Genomic DNA, 16,390 nt, shown 5'->3' with positions numbered 1-16,390 from the left:
AAATAATCATGAAATATAATCAATTACTTTCAATTATTGCGTTAATGCTGGCGTCCACCACCACTGTTTATGGGCAATTACTAGCAATCCCTACCCGGACTACAGTTGAAGGTTTGGATCAACATCGCACCATTCAAGTCTATAACAGTGGTAATAAGCCGCTTTATTTAAATATTTCGCTACAACGAGTAGATAACCCAGGGGTGAGCCCAGAAAAGAAAACGCTAATTAGCGATATTGCTCAACCTGAAATGATTTTTAATCCAAATAAGATTACCTTAGGGCCAAAACAAAAACGGGATATTAAGTTACTCCCACTGAAATCCCCACAGCAGGAAACGCTTTACCGTTTATATATTGACCCCATAGTTAATATTAAAGCGGTCGGCGATGGGGATAAAAGTAAAATCCATGCACCAATGACCATAAGTATTGGTTATGGCGTGCTTATCCACCATGTTCCTCAGCTTGCAGCCCAGAATCGCCATTGGCAACATCAATGCATTCCTGCAGGCCTAATACTCAGCGCGACAGGGAGTGTTCACAGTAAATTTGCACAATTAAAGTCATCCGAAAACACTACACTGGCAGACAGCCTAAATGTGTACCCGGGCACCCCCATCACTTTATCTGTCAAACAACTTAGCGGGCAGGCTGACAATGAAAACTTTACTCTTCGTTGCAGTTAGCTTACTGCCACTAAATGTTTTTTCGACGATTGATATTCAACCACATGTGCTGGAAATACAACAAACCAACGAGGTGGTCAATGTCATCAATCACGGCTCGGTGACCGAATACATCACGATCCAGCTGTATCAGATTAAGAACCCTGGTGTACCAGCGGATCAAGAATCATTAATTTCTGTTGGAGAGCAGCCGCAGCCTTCATTATTTGCCGTACCCTCCAAACTGACTCTTGGCCCAAAGCAGAGCGGAAGAGTATTACTTAAAGCGCTGCAACAACCTAATAAAGAACAAGTTTATCGGCTATCAGTGATTCCTGAAAAAAACCTACACGTCAGCGGAGGTCATGGTGCCGTAGTGGATGTAAAACTAAGCTATATGGGGCTAATCAGGCATTTACCCGCTCTATTACATCACCAATGGATACACCGGTGTATTGATGGGAATTTAGAATTACAAAACACTGGAAATACGCGTTTGCATTGGCAACAGTTGAAGACCCAGCAGGGAGAAATAGAGGATTTTAATCTCTATCCCGAAAAATATCGGCAACTGCCCGTCGGCAATCTACAGGGAATGGTTGAGGACGAACCATTCAGTTTGCAGTGTTCTGCGGGTTAAAAATTAAGGAGCGTTATGAACATAATAAAAATAGCGATCATATCTTTATTCATTCCGTGGCAGGTAAATTCAACTGGCATTCCAGTTCCACTAGGAAATATTGATATAAAACTAGAAGTCACCACATTGCCCAGAATTGAAATCGAGAAACCGCAGGGGGGCTGGTACACTAATATAAACTTGAATAATAGCCCAGATAATACTGCGATTTATCAATCGGAAGTTCCTGTGATAATAACGTTACGTCAACACACAGGATTTCGCATCTCAGTTAAAAACCCACTAATACTGACTCGCCAGACTAATAATTCAGGAATGCCGGAAATAACATTTTCACCTGCTCAAGTATATTGGGGAGAAAATCGCACCAATTTACGACAATTATCTGCTATCCCGGAAATATTTACAGTGGGTAAAAGTGCAACTAACCTGACCAGTACTGACTATATATTACATATTTCAGCATTAGCTCCCAGCGGGAGGGGCAGCGCGGGAAAGTATCACGGACAACTGACATTAATATTTGAAACAAATAGCTGACAGTCATGGAGAGACACTAAGTGAATCTTAAATATAAACAACTATTAATGGGTCTGCTGTTATTAATGCTGCAACCTGTAGCTATCGCAAACATCCATTATTATAACAATTATGTTCAAAACTATTCCAACTGTGCAGTACAACTATTAGATGATAACAGCATAAAAGTTTCTTTTCAGGTAAACCTGGTTGATGGTCTATTTGGTCTGGCTGGAGGAGGACATCGAATACAATGGGGGAAATTGATAAACATTCCTGATGAAGGACTGAAAAATACATCATTAAGCTCACATAAGGCCATACTATCTCTTTATTTTTACAATGTAGATGGCACGAAAAATTTAAACATCAACATTAAAGACATTCATGATATTTATGTTAATGGTCTGAGCCATAATAATTCAAGTAATAACATTCAAGAAATTAAATTCACTAGCAAGACGCCAGAGTTAAGCAGAACACAGTACTATATATCATTCACTGTTAACGCAAATGTGCTGAAAAATATCAGAATCGGTGCCAGCGTTGGTGGTGAACTCATTTCAGGTAAACAGCAATATTCGCTAATTTCATCAAAAGGTGTTTCTTTTAACTCTACAGGTAATCAATGTAACCCCTTTGATCCTCAAGCTAATATTGCACCACAGTCTCTCATTGTAGAACCTAAATTTCGTTTAACTTCTACAACATGGCAGCTAAAAAATATCGATTTAGATCACTTACTCAATAATTCGACGGAGACTCAGGGCTTGCGTGCTTTAATGGGGAGAAATACACCGGCAATTCGTTTTTGTATCGGTTACCGCGCTATGGGAGTACAAAATAACCGCTATATGATCAGCGCCAGCAATATAAATGGATTAGCAAGTAACCGGTTTTTTCAGCTAAAAGAAAAGCAGGGGCATAACCTGATTAACTATAAAGTTAGGCTTCATAATAATGAAAATACCCAAGATAGTTTTTCATTACCAAAAGAGCGAAAGTTTATTCAGCTTAAAACAGATAATTTTCTTGGCGAAGAGCAAATGTGTTGGTCACCCAGAATACGCCTTTATCGAACCAGCACCACAGATAAAGGCAGCTACAGCGACACACTGAATTTTACTATCACCCCACAGGCATAAATTCGATTGAATAGTAGAATAAGGCCCGCAGTTGGGGCCTTAAAAAATACTCGCGACGAAAAATACTTAACCGCCCAAATAAGCTGAACGCACTGCCTCATTCGCCAGCAAGGCGGCCCCGGTATCTTCTAAAACAATACGGCCATTTTCCAATACATAGCCACGATCTGCCAATTTGAGTGCCTGATTAGCATTTTGCTCGACGAGGAAGATAGTCATTCCTTCCTCTCTTAGTTGTTGAATAGTATCAAATATTTGCAGAATAATAATGGGAGCCAATCCCAGTGATGGCTCATCTAACAACAGTAATTTAGGCTGGCTCATCAATGCGCGGCCTATTGCCAACATCTGTTGCTCACCGCCAGACATGGTGCCAGCTCGTTGAGCACGCCGCTCGAACAGCCGGGGAAACAAGTCATAAACTCGCTCAATACGTTCTTGATATTGCACACGATCAGCAAAGAATCCGCCCATTGCGAGATTCTCTTCAACAGTCATGCGAGAAAATACCCGGCGTCCTTCCGGCACAATCGCAATCGCCTCACGCATAATGCGCGCGGTCTGCCAGTGCGTAATCTCTTGCTCACCAAAAACAATGCTGCCTTCGGTTGCTCGGGGTTCACCACACAAGGTACCCAACAGGGTGGTTTTACCCGCACCATTAGCGCCAATCAGTGTAACAATTTCACCTTGCTGGATATGCAGGCTCACCTGGTGTAGTGCTTGAATTTTGCCGTAATGGGCTGAAACTTGGTTAAATGACAACATGTTATTTTTATGCCTCGCCCACGTATTATTCGCCCAAATAGGCGCGGATCACATCAGGATTATTACGAATTTCTGCTGGTGTGCCATGCGCCAATGGCGTCCCCTGATTCACCACATAAATACGATCAGAAATCCCCATCACCAGTTTCATGTCATGCTCAATTAACAATACCGAAACTTGATGTTGGTCGCGTAATTCCATAATCAACTGATTGAGCTCATCGGTTTCTTTCGGGTTCAGACCTGCTGCCGGCTCATCTAACATCAGTAGCTCAGGTCGGGTCACCATACAGCGCGCAATTTCTAAACGCCGTTGCTGGCCATAAGCCAGATTCCCAGCCTGACGATTGGCTAAATCCAATAACCCAATACGTTCTAACCAAGTGGCAGCACGTTCTAGTGCATCGGCCTCTGCACGCCGAAAAGCGGGCGTTTTCAGCAAACCGGCAAAAACACCACTTTTTAGATGCTGATGCTGTGCCACCAGTAGATTTTCCACCACCGTCATTTCACGGAACAAACGCACATGTTGAAAAGTACGAATCACGCCCATGCGGGCAATCATCTGGCCGGGTAACCCTTCAAGATGACGATCACGTAACTTAATAGTGCCGCCTGTCGGGCGATAAAAACCGGTTAGGCAGTTAAATATTGTGGTTTTACCCGCCCCATTAGGGCCAATCAGCGAAACAATCTCCCCTGGATTGAGGGTCAGGCCGACATTGTTCACCGCCAGTAATCCACCAAAACGCATCGACAGCCCTTCAACAGCTAACAAAGGTTGCGTACTCATGCTTGTTCCCCCTGCTTAGCGTTGATATCTGCAACTTTCAATTTCAGTTGTGGCCGTTTCATTGGCAATAGCCCTTGTGGACGCCAAATCATCATCAATACCATCAATGCGCCCAGCAGCAACATACTGTAAGCATTGAGATCTCGCATTAATTCACGCGAAACCACCAGCAACACCGCAGCCAGAATAACTGCAAACTGAGAACCCATGCCCCCTAGTACCACAATCGCCAGTACGAAAGCCGATTCAGCAAAGGTGAAGGACTCTGGGCTGACAAAGCCCTGCCGAGCAGCAAACAGCGTTCCTGCAAAACCGGCAAAAGCGGCACTGATAGTAAACGCCGTCAGCTTGATTTTGGTTGGGCTGAGGCCCAATGAACGACAGGCGATTTCATCTTCGCGCAGGGCTTCCCATGCTCGTCCTAGCGGCATACGCAATAACCGATTAATCACAAACAGTGTCAGAATGACTAATAGCAGCGCCACCATATACAGGAAAATGATGCGGTCACCGGGGTCATAAGTCAGGCCAAAGAAATTGTGGAAAGTATCCCAACCACCGTCTTTCGCCGAGCGGCTGAATTCCAGACCAAACAATGTTGGCTTAGGAATTTGGCTAATACCATTTGGGCCGCCAGTGATTTCGGTATTATTGAGCAGCAAAATACGCACAATTTCACCAAAGCCCAACGTCACGATCGCCAAATAATCGCCCCGTAGACGTAAGACCGGGAAGCCCAGCAAGAAGCCCGACAATGCCGCGACTATTCCCGCCAGAGGCAAACTTTCCCAGAATCCCAAGCCGTAATAGTGATTTAGCAGAGCATAGGTATAGGCACCAATGGCATAAAATCCACCATAACCGAGCACCAATAAACCGGATAACCCGACCACGACATTCAGCCCCAGGCCCAACATGACGTAAATCAGTGTCAGTGTTGCGATATCGACTGAACCGCGAGAAACCAAAAATGGCCAAGCTATAGCAGCAACAATAATTGCGGCAGCCAAGATTTTCTGGCGTGGCGTGGTGCCATCAAAGCTGGGTAATACCCATGCAGGGCCAGAGACTTTTTTGATACCTTGCTGGATGAATGGGCGCACCAATTGGAAGAAAAAAACCACGATACAAGCCGCGCCAATCCACAACCAGCGCACTTCTGATGCCCCTTGCACAATGAGTTTTGTGCCCTCTAACTGCAACTGCAACCCCATAATAAAAGAGGCGAGGACGAGCAACACAAAGCTGGAGATAATGGCATTGAGGAAGTTGAGTTTTTTCATACTTTTTCAACCTCCGGACGGCCTAAGATCCCAGTAGGCATCACTAGCAACACAACAATCAGCAGAGCGAATGAAACCGCATCTTTGTATTCAGTACTAAGGTAAGCGGAGGTTAATGCTTCAGCGATACCCAGAATCAAGCCACCAATCATGGCCCCCGGAATGCTGCCAATGCCACCTAATACTGCTGCGGTGAAGGCTTTCATCCCGGCCATAAAGCCGATGTATGGGTTAATCACGCCATAAAACTGGCCCAGTAAGACCCCGGCAACCGCAGCCATCAATGCACCGATAACAAAAGTCAGTGAGATAACCCGGTCGGTATTAATGCCCAGCAAGCTGGCCATTTTTAAATCTTCAGCACAGGCTCGACATGCGCGCCCCATGCGGGAATAGCGGATAAATATTGTCAGTGCCAGCATGGCCAGGAAGGTGACTATCCAAATAGTCAGCTGCATGGTGCTGATGGTCGCGGCGAAGCCATTGGCCTCTCCCAGTGTCCACTGCCCTGTCACCAGACTGGGTAATGCCAAATCCCGTGAACCTTGGGTCAAACTGACATAGTTTTGCAGAAAAATAGACATCCCGATCGCAGAAATCAATGCAATCAATCGCTTAGAGCTGCGAACCGGCTTATAGGCCACCCGTTCAATGCTCCAGCCATAAGCACTGGCAATCACAATCGAGACGAGAAAAGCGGAGCCGATCAATAACCAGCTGGCGTCTATCCCCATCATCATCAATGCGGCGATCACGATAAATGAGACGTAGCTGCCTATCATATACACTTCGCCGTGGGCAAAGTTGATCATGCCGATAATGCCGTACACCATGGTATAACCAATGGCGATCAGCGCATAAGTGCTGCCCAACGTGACACCGTTGAACATCTGCTGCAGAAAATAAAGAAACTGCTCTGACATACCCTAACCCTTTGATTCACTTGCCTGGCTGCCCTAGCCAACTGTACCTAATCTACTGTGTGCAGAGAGGAAAAATCCCCCCGGAATCTGGGGGGATGCAGTTGGTAAAAGGGGCCGGATTACTACGAGAGCAACCCTACAACTTTATGATTCTAATATGATTGTTATTTGACTGCGGTGGAAGAACCATCCGCATGCCATTCAAAAATACCGAATTCAAACCCTTTAAGATCGCCTTTATCATCCCAGCTCAATGGCCCCATCACTGTTTCAACCGGCTGACCGGTTTTCAGGTCTTTCACCAAATCAGCGGGTTCCTGGCTGCCACTACGTTCCATAGCGGTGGTCAATGATTGCAGTGCAGCATAGGTCGTCCAGACAAACGGGCCAGTTGGGTCCAGTTTCTTCGCCTTCAGTGCTTCAACGATAGGTTGGTTAGCGGGAACCTGGTCATAGCGTTTCGGCAATGTCACCAGCATGCCTTCAGAAGCATCACCAGCGATGTTAGACAGTGAGGAGTTACCAACGCCCTCTGGGCCCATAAAGCGAGCGGTAAGCCCTGCTTGCTTAGCCTGACGTAGCATTTGCCCCATCTCTGGGTAGTAACCGCCGAAATAGACAAAATCGACGTTTTCTTTCTTCAGACGGGCAACCAATGTAGAGAAATCTTTATCGCCCGCAGTCACACCTTCAAACAGCACGACATCGGTGCCTTGTTTTTTCAGGCTGTCACGTACAGAACGCGCCAATCCTTCACCGTATTGCTGCTTGTCATGCACGACTGCAATACGTTTAGGTTTGATGTTCTCAAGGATATATTTGGCCGCTGTAGGGCCTTGATCAGAATCCAGCCCGGTGGTGCGCATAATCATTTTATAACCACGAGTGGTCAGATCCGCGTTTGTCGCAGCTGGGGTGATCATAATCACGCCTTCATCTTCATAAATATCTGAAGCAGGCTGAGTTGAGGAAGAGCACAGATGGCCGATAACATAACGAATTCCATCGTTAATGACTTTGTTAGCAACAGCCACGGCTTGTTTCGGGTCACAGGCATCATCGTATTCCACGCCGACCAGTTTATCGCCTTTAATTCCACCTTTGGCATTGATATCAGCAATAGCCTGACGCGCACCGGTAAATTCCATGTCACCGTATTGGGCAACCGGGCCAGACATTGCGCCAACAATGGCAACTTTAATGTCTTTCGCCAGCACAGAATGACTCATCGCCATTGCTATACACCCAGCCAGCAACACTTTACCTTTTGTTAATTTCATCCGCGAATTCCCCATCTGTCATTGTGAACGTGCTTGTTGTGTTGTCTTAACGTTTTTTATCGTGTTGTAACGTTTTATTCATAAGTAATAATGATTTAGTCTCAAAAATCCTGTTTTTTTTAAATAAGACTTTATTTTTCATGTTATTAAACAGGAGTTTTATGCTGTAAATCAACTGAGACAAGCAGAAACAAGCGGTGTAAACAGCATAAAATTAGGATTAAATTGAATGGGTTTTACACAAATGATAGTGAGTTGTGCTGGTTGTGTGATCATTTACTCGGCTAAAACTCGGAAAATGCAGTATCGAAAAAACATTTTCCCCCGTGAACGTACAGAAAAACTTACACAACTCTCTGACCTGTGATCTAGTACAATAAACCACAGCCCCATAACCTTTATATCTTTGTGGTCTAACGCCGATGAAACTGACTATTGAACGATTAACAACCCTTACTCATCAGGATCTTATCGATTTAGCCAAAATTTGGCCTGAAGAACAGCCAAGCGTCTGGCAGACGTGGATTAATGCTGGCAAGCCGCTCTTCGCCGCACGTTTTAATGAGCGTCTGTTAGGTGCAGTTAAAGTCGAGGTGGATGGCCAACAGGCCGAGCTGCAAGATTTATGTGTCAGGGAAGTCACGCGTCGCCGTGGGGTAGGGTTATATCTGCTTGAAGAAACACTGCGCCAGTTACCTGCAATTCAGCATTGGTATCTCAGTGATGAGCAAGTGACCGCGGAAAACCACACAGGAATGGATGGTTTTATGCACGCCAGTGGCTTTACCCGCAATACGCAGGGCTGGCAGCGGTAGCAAGTTCTACTGAATCAATTGACGGTTATGAAGAGGTAGAAAAGCAAAAGGGCGATATCAATATCGCCCTTTTATCGTATTACAGCATCGGTACTGCTGTATTAGGCTTCAATCGCCATACGTAATTTTTTCATGGCGTTCTTTTCAAGCTGACGCACACGTTCAGCAGATACGCCGTACTGATCGGCCAATTCCTGTAACGTAGACTTGTTGTCATCGTCCAGCCAACGGGCCCGAATAATATGCTGACTCCGCTCGTCCAATCCTTCCAGCGCATAAGACAATTTGTCTGCGGCATGGTCATCCCAGTTATCCTCTTCAATGCTATCAGCAAAATCAGAGGTTTTATCCTGCAAATACAGGACTGGGGCCATAGATTGGCCGTCACGTGCTTCGTCATCTGGAGATGGGTCGAAAGTCATATCCTGAGCGGACATACGTGATTCCATCTCACGAACATCTTTACTGGTCACACCCAGTTCTTTGGCAACCAGCTCGACTTCATCTTGGTTAAACCAGCCCAGACGCTGCTTGGTTTTACGCAGATTAAAGAATAACTTACGCTGAGCTTTCGTGGTCGCGACTTTAACAATCCGCCAGTTGCGCAGAACATACTCGTGAATTTCTGCTTTGATCCAGTGTACAGCGAAGGACACCAGACGTACCCCAACTTCAGGGTTAAAACGGCGAACCGCTTTCATCAAGCCAATATTACCTTCTTGGATAAGGTCAGCCTGCGGCAAACCATACCCAGAATAGTTACGGGCAACATGAGCGACAAAGCGCAGGTGAGACAGGATAAGCTGTTTAGCCGCTCCCAGATCGCCCTGGTAATGCAGCCGTTCAGCCAGCTCCCGCTCTTCCTCTGCAGTCAGCATTGGATAGGCATTGGCAGCCCGAATATAGGCTTCCAGACTACCTTGGGGTACTAAGGCTAAAGTTTGCATTTCTTTGGTCATTCAAAACCCTCTCATTGCATGTTTAGTGCGGTTTTATCTCAGCGCCAATATTTTAGCACCTGCTAATACAGATTCAAGCGCTGGGCACCTTATCATTTCACTGTGTTCTTCGACTGGTTATTGCCATAAAAGTTCAAACCGGATCACAGTTTCAACTGTCGATCTTTGCAAATAACCTACAGTATGCGGCCTGGGAATATTAATGACGTTAACGCTCGAACAGCCACCCTTTCCCCGCCTTAACTGAACACTGCAGGGAAAGAGTATAACAAACATTTTTTACTGCGGTGTAAATCGGCGTAAATGTTGAACCGTCGCCAGCCAGGCGGCAACCCAGCCAATAATGGCAGAAATCAATACCAACAACAGGCACTCATCCCAGCTTAAACCATGCAAAGTAAAGCTGGTGCCGAAGACCGTGGCCACCTGTGTAACAACCGATCCCAGCTTCCATACCAGTGCTTCGGACAGAATCAGCGATAATACCGCGCCACAAAAGCCCAACATGGCGCCACCGTTCAAGAAAGGCCGCAGAATAAATCCATCTGTTGCCCCAATCAATTTCATTACATTGATTGTGTCGCGACGACTAAAGATACTCAAACGCACACTGTTCCCAATCACCAGGAACACCGCGACCACCATCAAAACACCAATCATTGCCGCGACTTGCCCAACCAACCCAGTCAAGGCTGCCAGACGAGCGAACCAACTGTCATCCATGCGAACTTCAGCGACGCCCTCAACTTTACTAACGCGGTCGCGCAGAGTATCCAGCGTCCCTGAACTTTGGAAATCTAACTTAGGTGTGATGATAGCAACCGCTGGCAGCGGATTTTCTTCCAGCATATCCAGCGCGCCACCAAACCCAGACCAGTTGCGGAACTCGCCCATCGCTTCTTCCCGCGACAGGTAGTTAACCTTCTCAACCCCTGCTTCAGCTTTCAGCGTGGTCACGACATTTTCAGCCGCGTTATCATCCAGAGCTTTATCCAGGTAAACCGTCAATTGCGGCGTTGGATACCATTGATCCGCTGCCTGACTAACGTTTTTCCATACGATATAACACACACTTGGCAGCGTCAGTGAAATGGCAATAACCATCACTGTTAGCAATGTCGCCAGTGGTTGACGCATCATATCGGCGATCGCATTGACCCATGAATAGCGCCACTGCTCACGCCAGCCACCTTTCAGCGCCTTGGTTTTTGCTTTCTGTGCGTTATTCGCCATGATGCGCTCCTGACATCCGCCCCTGACTCAGTGTCAGGATTGGGTAGCGCCGCCGAGCAATCAACGACGTATCGTGGGTTGCCATCAAGACCGTAACACCCACACGGTTAAATTCTTCAAACAACCGCAAAATACCTTCGGATAATGCATCGTCGAGGTTACCGGTAGGTTCATCCGCCAGCAGTACCGCGGGCTTGTTCACCACTGCCCGGGCAATGCCGACACGTTGTTGCTCACCGCCGGAGAGTTGAATAGGAAAATTCTTCGCCTTATCCAACAGACCCACTTTATCCAGCGCTGCCGATACTCTGCGGCGAATATCTTCGGTACTGGCACCGGCGATAATCAATGGCATGGCAACATTGTCATAGACTGTTCTATCTAGCAGCAGATGGTGATCCTGGAAGATCATCCCGATCTGGCGGCGCAAGAACGGCACTTCGCGGTTTTTCAAGCGGCTGATATCGTGACCACCAAACCAAATATGGCCAGCACTCGGTCGCTCGATACCACAAATCAGTTTCAGCAGAGTACTTTTCCCTGCACCAGAATGGCCGGTCAGAAACGCCATTTCTGCCGGGCGCAGATGAAAATCTACCCCTTGCAGCGCCTGTCGTCCGCCCAGATAAGCTTTACTGACCTGTTCAAAGCGAATCATCCGTATTAATCCTCTCGGGCAAAAAGAGCCTCAATAAAATCGTCAGCCTTAAATGGCCGTAAATCTTCTATACCTTCCCCAACACCGATATAACGGATTGGGATACCGAACTGGTCTGCAATGGCAAAAATTACCCCACCTTTGGCGGTACCATCCAATTTAGTCAGGGTAATTCCAGTCAATCCGACGGCTTCATTAAAGAGTTTCGCCTGACTCACCGCGTTTTGTCCGGTACTGGCATCTAACGTCAGCATAACCTCATGAGGGGCATCGCCGTCCAGCTTTTTCATCACTCGAACAATCTTCTTCAACTCTTCCATCAAGTGAGCTTTATTTTGCAGACGCCCCGCAGTATCCGCCAGTAACACATCTACGCCACGGGCTTTAGCTGCTTGAATTGCATCAAAAATTACCGAGGCTGAATCTGCGCCAGTATGCTGCGCGACCACGGCAATCTTGTTGCGCTCACCCCAAACTTGCAGCTGTTCTACCGCAGCGGCACGGAAAGTGTCACCCGCAGCCAGCATCACGGATTTGCCTTCCGCTTGGAATTGGCGAGCCAGCTTACCGATAGTAGTAGTTTTACCGACACCATTCACGCCGACCATTAAGATGACATACGGATTTTTGCCGCTGACATCCAATGGTTTGTCTACTTTAGACAGAATTTCAGACATTTCCTCTTTGAGTTTGCCATACAGCGCTTCGGCATCTTTTAGCTGTTTACGGCTGGCGTGTTCTGTCAGAGAAGTAATAATTTTGCGAGTTGTTTCGACGCCAACGTCGGCGATCAGGAGCTGTTCTTCAAGCTCTTCAAACAGATCGTCGTCGATTTTCTTGCCACTGAACAACCCCATAAAACCAGAGCCAAGATTTTGCTTGGTTTTGATTAAGCTGCGTTTTAACCGTGCAAAAAAACCCTCTTTAGTTGGTCGCTCTTGTTCCTGAACAACAACGGCTGGAATGTCTTCTTCAATTTCAGCTTCTTCAATTTCAGCTTCAATCTCAATGTCTGTTTCAGCTTCAACTTCAGTTTCAGTTTCAGTTTCAACAACAAGCGGCTCAATAAGCTCGGCCGCTGGTTCCACCACAGTTATCTTTGGTGCCGGAGTATCAATAACAACATTATCTTCAGTCAGCGGCAATTCTGGCGCACTGACAGTGCCTTCATCCCATGACGTAATATTGTCGTCATCACCCTGACGCGGTGAGAAATGATGTTGCAAATACTGAGGATCTTTAGAGAATTCAGCTTTTTCTTCAAGAGGTTGTGCTGATGGCTCTGCCATGACTTCAGGCAGCGTTTCAGCCGCAACTTCGCTGATAGCAGCACTATCCCATTCGCCAGGAGTCAGCGCAGAATGTTCAGCTACAGGTTCATCAACAATTCGCTCGTCGACGATTTGTTCATCAACAATTTGCTCATCAACAATAGGTTCGCCAACATTTGGCTCGTCGACAATCTCTTCAGGTGCTTTTTCAGCTAGCTTTTCGCTGACAATAGGTTCGTCTGCGACATGCGCTTCTACAGCTGGCGTTTCTACAACCGGCGCTTCTACAACCGGCTCAGTTATATCTTCCTTCTCAGTAGCCAATGGCTCTGCTGTGTGTTCTTCATTCTGACGGCCAAGACCCAGCCAGGAAAAAAATCCACGTTTTTTTTCTTTTGCCATTTTTTGGACTCTAATAACTTTGGGTTTGCGTAAATAGGATAATAGTTCGCAAGTCTAACACTTTCCCCTTAACAGCAACACGCGCACGATGCTGCTTTCTATTGTGAATTCAATCAACAAAGGTTTAACGTTTCCCCCACACTGCACAGACAGGTAGAATAAGACTAACTTTTTTATTCAGTGCTGCATTACTGGCCAATTTTCAAGCAAAGTGATCTATGGCGAAGCGACCTATAGCAAGAGCAAAACCAGCCCCACAACAGTCCGCAGGGCAAATCCGGATCATTGGTGGTAAATGGCGAGGGCGCAAATTACCCGTGCCTGATAGCCCTGGGCTGCGCCCGACCACCGATCGTGTCAGAGAGACACTGTTTAACTGGCTAGCGCCTATGATTCAAGGTGCCAGATGCCTTGATTGCTTCGCTGGCAGCGGTGCATTGGGGCTAGAAGCACTGTCGCGCTACGCGGGTGAAGCAATATTGCTAGAGGCCGATCGGCATGTTGCTAAACAACTGAGCAGCAATCTAACGTTATTGAATGCCGAGAATGGGCAAGTAGTGAATACCAACTCTTTGCAATGGCTGGCTCAGCCGGGGCAACCTTTCGATTTGGTTTTCCTTGACCCTCCTTTTCGTCAAGGTTTATTGGCCGAAACTATCAATTTGCTGGAGCAATGTAACTGGTTAACAGCTGAAGCCTGGATTTATGTTGAAGCTGAGGCAGAAAGCGCCGCCGCTGATGTACCCGCCAGTTGGCAGTTACATAGAGAGAAAATCGCCGGACAGGTTGCTTACCGGCTCTATATTCGCAGCGAAAAAACTCACCAAAATACGGAATCAGCAGAAGAACAGGAGCAACACCATGTGGATTAATCTTGGCCGGTTATTGATGTTAGGGGTGTGGTTTTTCTTACTACTGAACCTGTTCCAACCATTCCCTACGCCGTTAAGATATTTTATTAATGTTGCCATGATATTCATGGTTTTGATGCATGGGTTGCAATTGGTATTACTCAAATCCACCCAACCCAAAGACCAACCGATCAGTGGATTGCAGCAATTTAAGATTTTTGTCTTCGGGGTTTTCGAATTATTGGCCTGGCAGAAACAGCAGCCACCGGTACCTAAAAAATAACCCCCCGCGCCCCTTTCTCTTTCACGTTACAGCCGTGTTAGCGGCTCTTAATCACCTGAATTACTGATTTATTGTGGCTGAGTTTGGGGTAAAACTAATATATCGAGTACCCTGTAGGCGTAGCGCTCCTTGGGTACCCAGCTCGATACGATTATATTCCTGCTTTGGCAGTATTATTTTGATTTCACTGCTATTTTTAACTACTACCTCACCAAGCAATGGTCGGAAATAAACTTCATAGCGCTTGTCTTCGGCAACTATCTCTTCGCGCTGGCGTGAGCGACGATTGGGTGCCAAGACTTCACGTTTATCAATAACTTCAACTTGTAAGCTGCGTACCGGTGAGCGGTCATTTTCCGCATCCTGCCGTTTTTTTTGCCAATACTGACGAGTTGCCAGTACAACAATCAGTACAACCACAGCAATAAATAACAACGGAAGTTTATTCATAACGGATTACGAATCTCACTCAAGAGATATAATTAAGGTTTATTGCCCGGTAAATAGGGGAAACTCATTACGTTACTGCCCAGCTCAGAGATCCGGGCGCTGCCCTTTTCTGTTACCGCATCAATACGAATCACTGAATGAAGTGGGATATAGCTACGGTTAACACCGGAAAATTCTGTCTTCAATTTTTCAGTTGAAGGATCAACTAGCAATGTTGAATGGCTATCAAAGACAAAATCAGCAATTTCAATGAACCCAAACAAAGTGCTTGGGACAACCTCACGGACATAAAGCTGATAATTCTTACCGTTATTTATAAATTGAATCCGATAAAGCAATTGTTCATTGGCCATGTCGCTATTGCCTCTATCTCTTGATTTAACCAGCGGAAATCGGCGTTAACATAACATGTGGGTCAAACAAGGCCAATACCTCAACAGGCCGATTCTTCCGCTAAGTCTGATTATGCGTACTGCTACGCATTAAGTGACTCAAATCATGCAAATCGTGTGGCTGCGGCTATCACTCTTTGCTTCCATCCCTTACACTTAATAAATATTTACTCAGCGCAATTGGCATTGCAGATTATCATTACAACACAGGCACTTTCATTTAAGCCTGTATAGAAAAAAGGATAAATAATGAGCTGGCCATTCCTTGCTGTATTCTTTTCTGGTTGGTTGTTTGTCGATGCAACTTACCGAGGCCCACGCTGGCAACGTTGGGTATTCAAACCTGTCACCTTGTTATTATTACTGTTACTTGCATGGCAAGCTCCCATCCTTGGCCCTACAGGATATCTGATTGTATTGGGCCTGCTGGCCACACTGGTTGCAGACGCATTATTAATGCTACCCCGTGAGCGCTTACTTTATGCTCTAGGCGCATTCTTCCTCTCTCATTTACTGTATACCATCAGCTTTGCCAGCCAGATGACATTTACCCTGTTCTGGCCACTGCCTTTGGTTTTGATTGCTGTTGGCGCGCTGTTGTTAGCTACCATCTGGAGCAAGCTTGAAGAAATGCGCTGGCCTGTAGTGGCTTTCGTCGGTATGACATTACTCATGGTATGGATGGCGGGTGAACAATACTTTGCTCGTAGTACAGACTTGAGCTTCTCATTGCTGGTGGGCACACTTTTATTGTTGATTTCACACAGTATTTGGCTGTTAAATCGCTATCGTTTTTCTTTCCGAGCTTCAGATGCCATCGTCGCCGGATGCTATTTTGTTGGGCATTTCTTGATTGTCAGGTCACTGTATTTGTAATTAACCCATTACCGCGCAATATGATTTAACAAGAAATGACTAAACTCAGCTCCAGGGAAGGAGCTGGAATCTCTGGCGCGGAGTGCGTTCTGCTCAGTCATGCCCCTTCTTATCGAAATACCCATTTAGCACTTATTCTCATCCCCCCCCTTGACTCTGGAGTTAACTCCAAGGTGTAGAG

19 protein-coding genes are annotated in these 16,390 nt (G+C 46.2%); 8 read left to right on the top strand and 11 right to left on the bottom strand.

Annotation, left to right across the window (positions count from 1 at the left end; translation table 11 throughout):
• Positions 1-8 precede the first annotated feature (8 nt).
• The 4 genes from YROHD0001_RS10680 to YROHD0001_RS10690 are packed head-to-tail and all read left to right on the top strand — an operon-like array spanning position 9 to position 2,972.
• Positions 9-689, top strand: a complete 681-nt coding sequence (locus tag YROHD0001_RS10680) for a fimbrial biogenesis chaperone (RefSeq protein ID WP_004714305.1) — start codon at positions 9-11, stop codon at positions 687-689.
• Positions 661-1,308, top strand: coding sequence for a hypothetical protein (locus YROHD0001_RS10685; RefSeq protein WP_032816637.1), 648 nt, complete (start codon positions 661-663; stop codon positions 1,306-1,308). The genes YROHD0001_RS10680 and YROHD0001_RS10685 overlap by 29 nt, the downstream gene beginning before the upstream one ends.
• 15 nt (positions 1,309-1,323) lie before the next feature.
• Positions 1,324-1,848: a hypothetical protein gene (locus tag YROHD0001_RS0117725; protein WP_032816635.1), complete on the top strand. Its 525-nt coding sequence runs from the start codon at positions 1,324-1,326 to the stop codon at positions 1,846-1,848.
• A gap of 20 nt (positions 1,849-1,868) precedes the next feature.
• Positions 1,869-2,972 carry a hypothetical protein gene (locus YROHD0001_RS10690; protein ID WP_004714302.1) on the top strand — a complete coding sequence of 368 codons (1,104 nt, stop codon included), beginning with the start codon at positions 1,869-1,871 and terminating at the stop codon, positions 2,970-2,972.
• A gap of 66 nt (positions 2,973-3,038) precedes the next feature.
• Here the strand turns inward: YROHD0001_RS10690 and livF are convergent, their stop codons facing one another.
• The 5 genes from livF to YROHD0001_RS10715 all read right to left on the bottom strand — a co-directional run bounded on the left by livF (position 3,039) and on the right by YROHD0001_RS10715 (position 8,019).
• Positions 3,039-3,740, bottom strand: a complete 702-nt coding sequence (gene livF / locus YROHD0001_RS10695; RefSeq protein WP_004714301.1) for a high-affinity branched-chain amino acid ABC transporter ATP-binding protein LivF — start codon at positions 3,738-3,740, stop codon at positions 3,039-3,041.
• A gap of 25 nt (positions 3,741-3,765) precedes the next feature.
• Positions 3,766-4,533, bottom strand: a complete 768-nt coding sequence (livG, locus tag YROHD0001_RS10700; protein WP_032816632.1) for a high-affinity branched-chain amino acid ABC transporter ATP-binding protein LivG — start codon at positions 4,531-4,533, stop codon at positions 3,766-3,768.
• Positions 4,530-5,816: a high-affinity branched-chain amino acid ABC transporter permease LivM gene (locus YROHD0001_RS10705; RefSeq protein WP_032816629.1), complete on the bottom strand. Its 1,287-nt coding sequence runs from the start codon at positions 5,814-5,816 to the stop codon at positions 4,530-4,532. Before YROHD0001_RS10705 ends, livG begins: the two co-directional genes overlap by 4 nt.
• A complete protein-coding gene (gene livH, locus YROHD0001_RS10710) occupies positions 5,813-6,739 on the bottom strand; it encodes a high-affinity branched-chain amino acid ABC transporter permease LivH (RefSeq protein WP_004714298.1) in 927 nt (308 codons plus the stop codon). Before livH ends, YROHD0001_RS10705 begins: the two co-directional genes overlap by 4 nt.
• Before the next feature lie 164 nt (positions 6,740-6,903).
• Positions 6,904-8,019 (bottom strand): branched-chain amino acid ABC transporter substrate-binding protein, encoded by a 1,116-nt coding sequence (locus tag YROHD0001_RS10715; protein WP_004714297.1) that lies wholly within the window; start codon positions 8,017-8,019, stop codon positions 6,904-6,906.
• Positions 8,020-8,441: 422 nt separating this feature from the next.
• Here YROHD0001_RS10715 and panM point away from each other — a divergent pair, with 422 nt between their 5' ends.
• Entirely contained in the window at positions 8,442-8,834 is a 393-nt protein-coding gene (panM, locus tag YROHD0001_RS10720) for an aspartate 1-decarboxylase autocleavage activator PanM (RefSeq protein WP_004714295.1), read from the top strand.
• Between the two features lie 101 nt (positions 8,835-8,935).
• On the opposite strand, the gene rpoH is transcribed toward panM, so the two are convergent.
• The 4 genes from rpoH to ftsY all read right to left on the bottom strand — a co-directional run bounded on the left by rpoH (position 8,936) and on the right by ftsY (position 13,357).
• Entirely contained in the window at positions 8,936-9,793 is an 858-nt protein-coding gene (gene rpoH, locus YROHD0001_RS10725) for an RNA polymerase sigma factor RpoH (protein WP_004714294.1), read from the bottom strand.
• A gap of 279 nt (positions 9,794-10,072) precedes the next feature.
• Entirely contained in the window at positions 10,073-11,026 is a 954-nt protein-coding gene (ftsX, locus tag YROHD0001_RS10730) for a permease-like cell division protein FtsX (RefSeq protein ID WP_032816628.1), read from the bottom strand.
• Positions 11,016-11,684 (bottom strand): cell division ATP-binding protein FtsE, encoded by a 669-nt coding sequence (ftsE, locus tag YROHD0001_RS10735; protein WP_004391337.1) that lies wholly within the window; start codon positions 11,682-11,684, stop codon positions 11,016-11,018. The genes ftsX and ftsE overlap by 11 nt, the downstream gene beginning before the upstream one ends.
• Positions 11,685-11,689: 5 nt before the next feature.
• The gene (gene ftsY, locus YROHD0001_RS10740) at positions 11,690-13,357 is read right to left on the bottom strand and encodes a signal recognition particle-docking protein FtsY (protein WP_004714292.1); all 1,668 of its coding nucleotides are present in this window, start codon (positions 13,355-13,357) and stop codon (positions 11,690-11,692) included.
• Between the two features lie 218 nt (positions 13,358-13,575).
• Between ftsY and rsmD the strand changes: the two genes are divergently transcribed.
• Entirely contained in the window at positions 13,576-14,229 is a 654-nt protein-coding gene (gene rsmD / locus YROHD0001_RS10745; protein ID WP_004714291.1) for a 16S rRNA (guanine(966)-N(2))-methyltransferase, read from the top strand.
• Positions 14,219-14,491: a DUF1145 family protein gene (locus YROHD0001_RS10750; protein WP_032816626.1), complete on the top strand. Its 273-nt coding sequence runs from the start codon at positions 14,219-14,221 to the stop codon at positions 14,489-14,491. The genes rsmD and YROHD0001_RS10750 overlap by 11 nt, the downstream gene beginning before the upstream one ends.
• Positions 14,492-14,551: 60 nt before the next feature.
• On the opposite strand, the gene YROHD0001_RS10755 is transcribed toward YROHD0001_RS10750, so the two are convergent.
• Both YROHD0001_RS10755 and YROHD0001_RS10760 read right to left on the bottom strand, forming a co-directional pair.
• Positions 14,552-14,941 carry a DUF2500 domain-containing protein gene (locus tag YROHD0001_RS10755; protein ID WP_004714289.1) on the bottom strand — a complete coding sequence of 130 codons (390 nt, stop codon included), beginning with the start codon at positions 14,939-14,941 and terminating at the stop codon, positions 14,552-14,554.
• Positions 14,942-14,973: 32 nt separating this feature from the next.
• Positions 14,974-15,294: a DUF1820 family protein gene (locus YROHD0001_RS10760; protein WP_004714288.1), complete on the bottom strand. Its 321-nt coding sequence runs from the start codon at positions 15,292-15,294 to the stop codon at positions 14,974-14,976.
• A 288-nt stretch (positions 15,295-15,582) separates the two neighbouring features.
• On the opposite strand from YROHD0001_RS10760, the gene YROHD0001_RS10765 reads away from it, so the two are divergent.
• Positions 15,583-16,209, top strand: a complete 627-nt coding sequence (locus YROHD0001_RS10765) for a lysoplasmalogenase (RefSeq protein ID WP_004714287.1) — start codon at positions 15,583-15,585, stop codon at positions 16,207-16,209.
• Positions 16,210-16,390 lie beyond the last annotated feature (181 nt).

It is taken from the genome of Yersinia rohdei ATCC 43380, from assembly GCF_000173775.1.
Taxonomy (GTDB): domain Bacteria; phylum Pseudomonadota; class Gammaproteobacteria; order Enterobacterales; family Enterobacteriaceae; genus Yersinia; species Yersinia rohdei.
Note: the sequence above shows the minus strand (reverse complement) of the source record. Positions and strands in the feature narration are given on the sequence as shown.